This is a genomic window from Actinoalloteichus spitiensis RMV-1378, assembly GCF_000239155.1.
Taxonomy (GTDB): Bacteria; Actinomycetota; Actinomycetes; order Mycobacteriales; family Pseudonocardiaceae; genus Actinoalloteichus_B; species Actinoalloteichus_B spitiensis.
In genome coordinates this window covers 1-5,792 of sequence record NZ_AGVX02000760.1, presented here as the reverse complement: position 1 = coordinate 5,792, position 5,792 = coordinate 1, and the positions used below count along the sequence as shown (strand labels likewise).

4 protein-coding genes and 1 pseudogene are annotated in these 5,792 nt (G+C 72.0%); 4 read left to right on the top strand and 1 reads right to left on the bottom strand.

Going from position 1 to position 5,792, the window contains the following annotated elements; genetic code table 11:
- Positions 1–224 precede the first annotated feature (224 nt).
- Positions 225–1,106: a hypothetical protein gene (locus tag ACTIDRAF_RS0224950; protein ID WP_016701385.1), complete on the top strand. Its 882-nt coding sequence runs from the start codon at positions 225–227 to the stop codon at positions 1,104–1,106.
- 281 nt (positions 1,107–1,387) lie between these two features.
- On the opposite strand, the gene ACTIDRAF_RS31260 is transcribed toward ACTIDRAF_RS0224950, so the two are convergent.
- Positions 1,388–2,227: an isoprenyl transferase gene (locus ACTIDRAF_RS31260; RefSeq protein WP_052168965.1), complete on the bottom strand. Its 840-nt coding sequence runs from the start codon at positions 2,225–2,227 to the stop codon at positions 1,388–1,390.
- Positions 2,228–2,647: 420 nt separating this feature from the next.
- On the opposite strand from ACTIDRAF_RS31260, the gene ACTIDRAF_RS0224940 reads away from it, so the two are divergent.
- The 3 genes and pseudogenes from ACTIDRAF_RS0224940 to ACTIDRAF_RS0224930 form a co-directional block, all read left to right on the top strand.
- Complete coding sequence (locus ACTIDRAF_RS0224940) at positions 2,648–4,471, top strand: ABC-ATPase domain-containing protein (protein ID WP_052168964.1); 1,824 nt, start codon at positions 2,648–2,650, stop codon at positions 4,469–4,471.
- A 170-nt stretch (positions 4,472–4,641) separates the two neighbouring features.
- On the top strand, positions 4,642–5,292 hold the full coding sequence (locus tag ACTIDRAF_RS32280; RefSeq protein ID WP_016701382.1) for a hypothetical protein: 651 nt from the start codon (positions 4,642–4,644) through the stop codon (positions 5,290–5,292).
- A 140-nt stretch (positions 5,293–5,432) separates the two neighbouring features.
- A pseudogene (locus ACTIDRAF_RS0224930) lies at positions 5,433–5,792 on the top strand (hypothetical protein); the annotation flags it as partial.

Genomic DNA, 5,792 nt, shown 5'->3' with positions numbered 1-5,792 from the left:
CCCGCCGGCCGCCAGCCGGCGTACGGCTCGCCGCCGTTCGGGGGGTTTCCGGACGAACTCGCGGGAATCGCCCCACCAGGGGAGCCTTGTCGCTAGCGTCTGACCTGGTGACACCATCGTTCGGCCGATGGGGGTGCGCGGTGCGACGACGCTCGAGGATCGCGGGCTGGCGACATGCCCAGCCGGGACGACGCCGGCGGGTTCGGCCCGCCTGGGTCGTGGGAGTGACGACCGTGGTCCTGGTACCACTCGCGCTCGCCGTGGTGACCGAGCAGTACGCGTCACGGCTGGCGCTCCAACAGGCCGGCGAACAGGAGATCGCAGCCCAACGCGCCGTCGAGGAGGCCGAGGAGCGGAAGGAGTCCGCCCGACCGCCACTCGCCGTCGAGGTCCGTCAGCTCCTTCCGGATGCCTGGAGCTGGGCTTTCGAGGACGCCCTCGACGAGCGCGAACTCGCCCACGCCGGTGAGCTGCTGAGCATGAAGGTGGGAGGGAACCTCAAGGAGAGCGGAGAAGCGGACGAGGCGATGACGCGGTTGGGTGGACTTCGGCTCGACCAGGCGAAGGTGGACGGGAACTGGGTCCCCGTCTCCAAACACCACGTCACGTTGATCGGCCAGCGTCGGGACCCCGTCCTGGTCCGCGGCTTGGAGGTGAGGGTGGTGGATCGCAGGGAGCCACCCACGGGAACCCTCCTGGCGACCGCGGCGCAGGGGGCCAACGAGGTACAACCGGTCCTGGTCGACCTCGATGGCTCGGACCTCCGCCTCCACACCGTGCGAGCCACGTCCGACATCCCAGCCGACCTGCGGCCGGTCGCCCCCCATCTCGACAGGTGCACCCTCGATCTCGCGGAACACGAACAGCACGGCTTCGAGTTGTACGTGGTGTCCCGCACCTGCTGGTGCCAGTGGGAGCTGGTCATCGAGACGGTGGTGGACGACCAGGAGGAATCGATCGCGGTACGGTCGGACGGAACCGCGTCGGGTGAACCGTTCGAGACGATTCCCTGGAACGTCGACTGGGCCTACGGAACGGTCGTCGACGGGGTTCGCCAGGGCGGCGCGTTCCACGGCTACGACATGCGGCGGTGGACGTCGTTCTAGGCGGGACCGAGGGCGGTGCCCCGGGCGGCACCCACACCGCGTCGACGTCGTGGGAACACCCGGGGCACCCGTGACGGTGCCGCGAGACCGATGGCCCTCTCGACAACGGCGCCGGCGGGCTCGACCGGACGGTGCGAGGGCGCCCTGATCTCCTGGCGGTTCCGTGCCGGGACGCCACATGACCTCTCGTGGGCGCCCGCGAGACGGGGCGCGGGGCGGCAGGAGGGCGTGGCCGCGACGGCGCGCGGCGGAACTCGGCTGCCGCACGGGAGGAGCGCGGGTCAGTGGATGGAACCCAGGGAGGGGAAGCGACCGGCGACCTGCCGGCGGTCGGCGAAGGACCGCAGGGCGCGCAGGAAGTCGACGTAGCGCAGCGCGGGCCAGTAGCAGTCGGCGAAGTGCAGGTCCGCCTCGGCGGACTGCCAGAGCAGGAAACCGGAGATCCGCTGCTCGCCGGAGGTCCGGATGATGATCTCCGGGTCCGGCTGGGCCTGCGTGTAGAGGTGCTCGGAGATCAGGGCCGGGTTGACCTCCTCGGCGAGCTCGCGCATCCCCCTGCCGGTGGCGGCGTGCTCCAGCATCAGGGAGCGCACGGCGTCCACGATCTCCTGGCGGCCGCCGTACCCGATCGCGGCGTTGACCTGGGCACCCGATCGCCGGCCCTGGGTGCGGGCGGCCGCCGTCTTCAGGTTGCGGGCCATGTCACCGGGCAGCATGTCGAGGGTCCCGATGATCTCCACCGGCCACGGGTTGCCGTCGGCCGCGAGGTCGTTCACCACGCCCTCGATGATCTCCATCAGCGGCTTCAGCTCCTCCGGACCCCGGTTGAGGTTCTCCGTCGAGAGCAGGTAGAGCGTGACGTGCCGGATCCCCTGCTCGTCACACCACCGCAGCAGGGTCTTGATCTTCTCGGCCCCCGCGCGGTGCCCGTCGACGGTGCTCAGGCCGACCGATTTCGCCCACCGCCGGTTCCCGTCCACCACGAAACCGATGTGCCGTGGGCGCGGCCTGCCCTCGAGTTGACCGGACAGACGTTTTGCGTAACGCGAATAGATGGCGTCCCGGATCCTGGTTCGCAATGTCGCTTTCCTGCCGAGCGCGGACGCAGTCCTGAGTGGCATGGCTCAGAACACTAGCAGTGTGGAATTCGTCTCCATCGGGAACCCCTTTCGTGCTTCCTTCGTACATCATCGCTGGTGACCCTGGCTCTCACTGGTGACGAACCGCACCCTGAGCCAGGTGGACGGCGACACCGCGACGCGGTGCGGGACGCCTGGGGAGCGCCGTCAACGAGTGAGGACGCGCGAGTCGGTGGGAAGGTTGCGTCGCCTTTCGTGAAATTTTCGGAACGGATGGGGAGATCGTCTCGTCGATTGCTCTCGGTAACTTTCACTCGCAATTCACATCCTTCGGCGGGGCCACGCTTCCGCGCCCGGGTGCAATGATTCACCGCACAATCACGAAATGATCTCGGAGTCGTCCGGGGCTCTCGGAACCCGTCAGGTCGGACAGCCGGCCGCCGTTGTGGTAGGACATGCGCGATGAGCAGGGAACGCGCTACGGGAGACGGACGACGCCGCCAGGGACCACCCGGTCGAGGACGTTGGCCCCGACCGGGTGGGGGAAGCGGCCCGACCGGTCCGTCGGGACCGTCCCGGGGTGGTCCTCCCCCCACCACGAGGTCGGGTGGGCAGCGGGGTGACGCCCACGAGCTGTCGGACCTCCTGGCGGAGAGCCACGGCAGCGGCTACGGGCGTTACCGGGCGGCCGAGGGGGAGTGGGACTTCGGGTGGTTCCGGCTCACCCTGGTGCGGGCGCAGTCCGACCCCTACGCGCCGCCCAGCCGGCTGCTGGTCCGGATCCCCGCCTCGGAGACCGGCTACCCCGAGGAGAGCTGGCGCGGCCCCGCCCGATCCCGCGCGCTGGCCACCTACCTCCTCCGCCACCTGCGGGCCCGGGTGCGGAACACGCCGCTGCACGTCGACGCGGGCGGCCAGGAGGTCCTCGACCGCAGCGCCGGCCAGGTCGTCGACGGCGGACTCGTGCTCCGCCTCGCCGTCGACCTGCCCGGTCACGGCCGTCGGATCGACGGGCACGGCGCCAGGGACGCGCTCTGCCGCCGGCTCCCCGCCGCCCTGGAGACCCTGCGGTGGTCCGCGTTGCCCCACGACGAGGTGCTGCGCGCGGTCGAGACCGTGGAGGACGCCGTCTGGCTCCGGGAGCGCCTGCCCGAACTCGGGCTGGTCGCCTTCGTCGCCGACGGCGCGGTGCTCCCCCGGCGCAGCGGCGTCGACGACCGACCACTCGCCGACGCGGTGCCCTTCCAGGCCCCGCCCGAGCTGTCCCGCACCGTCACCCTGCCCAACAGGGGCGAGGTGACCGGGCTCGGCGTGCCCAGCGGCATCACCGTCGTGGTCGGCGGCGGCTACCACGGCAAGTCGACGCTGCTCCGCGCGGTCGAGCGCGGCGTGTACGACCACCTGCCCGGCGACGGTCGGGAGCTCGTCGTCGCCCGCGCCGACACCGTCAAGGTGCGGGCCGAGGACGGCCGGTCCGTGCGCCGCCTCGACGTCAGCGCCTTCGTCGCCCACCTGCCCACCGGAGCCCCGACCAACGACTTCAGCACCGACAACGCCTCCGGGTCCACTTCCCAGGCAGCGGCCACGGTGGAGGCGCTGGAGGCGGGTGCCGGCGTACTGCTCATCGACGAGGACACCGCCGCCACCAACATCATGATCCGGGACGCCCGGATGCAGGCGTTGGTCGCCAAGGACAAGGAACCGTTGACGCCCTTCATCGACCTCGTGCGGCCGTTGCACCGGGAGCACGGGGTGTCGACCATGCTGGTGATGGGCGGGTCGGGTGACTACCTCGACGTGGCCGACCACGTGGTGATGATGGACGCCTACCGGCCCCACGAGGTGACCGGGCGGGCCAGGGAACTGGCCCATCTGAGCACCGGTCGGCGCCCGGAAGCCACCGGGTTCCCGCTGCCCGGGGCCCGCGTCGTGGACCCCGACTCGGTTAACCCCGAGGCCAGGGGCAAACGCCGGCTGAAGGCACGCGGCCTCGACGCGCTGGTCTTCGGCGAGGACGAGATCGACCTGCGCTCCGTCGAGCAGTTCGTGGACCCGGCCCAGCTGGTCGGGGTTGGCCTCGCGCTCGAGGCGGCCGTGCGTCGGGGCTTCCTCGACGGGGCGCGCACGGTGGCGGAGGCGCTGCTGCTCGTGGAGCGGGAACTGCTCGCCGGTGGTCCGGCGGAGCTGGGCCCGCAGTACCTGGGCGACTTCGCCGTCCCGCGCCGCTTCGAGGTGGCCGCCGCGCTGGGCCGCCTCCGCGCACTGCGGATCGTCTCCCCCCGCTGAGGCGCGACCCGGTATCCGCCGCCAAGCCCGGTTCCGAGGCGCGGGCGGCCCCCGGGGCCGAGCACGGAGCCGGAACGGCGGTGTCCGTGGCCGCCGTTCGGCCGTGTCTCCGGCGGGCTCCGGTCAGTAGCGTCGACCGGTGCGCCGTCGACGGCGCGGCAGGGGGAGACGTGTCCGAGAACGAGGAACCCGGGTCGCGGCGGGCACCGGTGCCGCCCGGAGCGCGTGGAGCGGTGGGACCACCGCGCGGGCGGCGGGACCGACGACGGCTGGGCTGGGCGGTGCTCGCCGTGGCGGCGGCGAGTTCCCTCACCGCCGCCGACTGGCCGGGTACTCCCACCCAGCACGGTCCGTTGCTGGCGGGGGGTGGCGGCGATGCCGAGCCGCATGCACGGGACTGCCTGCCTCCGGACGAGCGGACGCGCACGTCGACGACCAACGCCGGACCGGTCACCAACGAGGGCAGCGGTCCGGTCATCGTCACCGGGGTGTCGTTGGTCAACGCCGTGGAGATGGGTCTGGTCGAGGCGGTGTTCGTCCCCGAGGAGGGGCCGGTGAACGGAGCCGCCTACCCGCCTCCTCCGGACGATGCTGGGGAGGGGTGGCCTGATCGGGTGGTGGCGCCGGGGGCGGTGCTGGGGCCGGGGGAGGAGTGGTGGTTCGCCGTGGGGTTGCGGAGTGAGGGGCCGAGGGCGGCGACCGAGCGGATCAGGATCGACTACGAGGACGCGGACGGGCGGGCGTACTACGCGCTGACCGGGGTGTCGGTCGCCATGCGGGAGCAGTGCATCGGCGTGGAGATCGACTGGCCGGACTGGTGAGGGCGGAGCAGCGTGCGCGATCGAGCTCACGTGGTGTCGGGGAGTCGGCCGTTCCGGTTCGCGGGTCGAGCGGTGTGCGGCACAGGAGCGCATCCCGCGTCCGCGACCGGGCCGGGGACGCTCGTCGTCCAGATGTACCCGTGAGGGCGCGGGGGTGCGCCGCCCTCCTGGCGGTCCTGCTCGCCATCGCTGGGTGTTCCGGCGGACCTACCCGCGACGGTCCGTTGCTGGTGGGGGGTAACGCGGATGCCGAGCCGTACGCGCGGGACTGCATGCCGCTGCACGCGGGGCCGACGGGGACCAGCAGCGTGGGGCCCGTCGTGAACGACGGGACCACGAGCCTGACCGTGACCGGCGTCGAGTTGGTGCGGCCGGTGGACATGAGCCTCGTGGAAGGGGTGTTCGTCCCCCGGGAGCAGCCGTACAACACCGTCCCGTACCCGCCTCCTCCCGACAAAGCTGGGGAGGGGTGGCCTGATCGGGTGGTGGCGCCGGGGGCG

Coding starts and splice junctions, on each gene's coding strand:
- ACTIDRAF_RS31260 (WP_052168965.1), bottom strand. CDS start 2,227: ATGCCACTCAGGACTGCGTCCGCGCTCGGCAGGAAAGCGACATTGCGA.
- ACTIDRAF_RS0224940 (WP_052168964.1), top strand. CDS start 2,648: ATGAGCAGGGAACGCGCTACGGGAGACGGACGACGCCGCCAGGGACCA.